This window comes from Desulfobotulus pelophilus, from assembly GCF_026155325.1.
Lineage (GTDB): Bacteria > Desulfobacterota > Desulfobacteria > Desulfobacterales > ASO4-4 > Desulfobotulus > Desulfobotulus pelophilus.
This window is the reverse complement of record NZ_JAPFPW010000078.1, coordinates 1-714: the sequence shown is the minus strand read 5'-3', so window position 1 is coordinate 714 and position 714 is coordinate 1. Positions and strand designations below refer to the sequence as shown.

General features: G+C 62.7%; 2 protein-coding genes. Both read left to right on the top strand.

What is annotated here, in order from left to right; translation table 11 throughout:
• Positions 1–269: hypothetical protein (locus tag OOT00_RS16115; RefSeq protein WP_265426446.1), on the top strand; the 269-nt coding region annotated here is incomplete at its 5' end.
• On the top strand, positions 266–714 hold a 449-nt coding region (locus OOT00_RS16110), incomplete at its 3' end, for a phage portal protein (protein WP_265426445.1). The genes OOT00_RS16115 and OOT00_RS16110, both read left to right, overlap by 4 nt.

Sequence of the window (714 nt, the reverse complement as noted above, 5' to 3'; positions counted from 1 at the left end):
CCGGAATCCGGCCCGAATCAACAAAGGAGCCTCCCATGACCGCCGCAAGCCTATGGACCTTACCCGAGCTGGAAGCCAAAATCACAGACCTCAAAAAAGCCCTGTCCGCCGCCATGCTGTCTCAGGAGTACACCACCTCCGATGGCGTCAAGGTTACCCGGGCCAGCCTGCCGGACATCCAGTCCGGCTTGCAGTATTTTGAAACAGAAAAGGCCAAGCTCATGGCCATCACCCGGCCCCGCATCCTGCAGGGGAGGCCCACCCGATGACAACACCTCTCCGCATACCGTCCATCCGCAATCTGGATCTCCGGCATTCCCAGCCCGGAGCCGTGAGCGGCGGCAACACCTTCGGCTACAGTCGCAAGGGTGCTGGCCGCAAGGGAAGCCTTGGCAGGTGGTACGGCCAGAAGCTCTCCCGCTTCACCGAATCCCGCGAACGGGAGATCCTCACGGGCCGGGCGGCGGACATCATCGGCTCCGACCCCCATGCAGCCAGCGTGTCCGACTCCATGGCCACCCACATTGTGGGAACGGGCCTAACGCCCCAGCCCTCCCCCTTTTTTAAGGCTCTGGGCATGAGCGAAGACGAAGCCCAGGACATGCGGGAGGCCTGTCGTCTGGCATGGATCAGCTGGCAGTCGGAAGCGGATGCCCGTGGCCGTCTGCCCTTCTGGATGCTGTCTCTGCTGGCGGTCTACGATTACTTCACCCA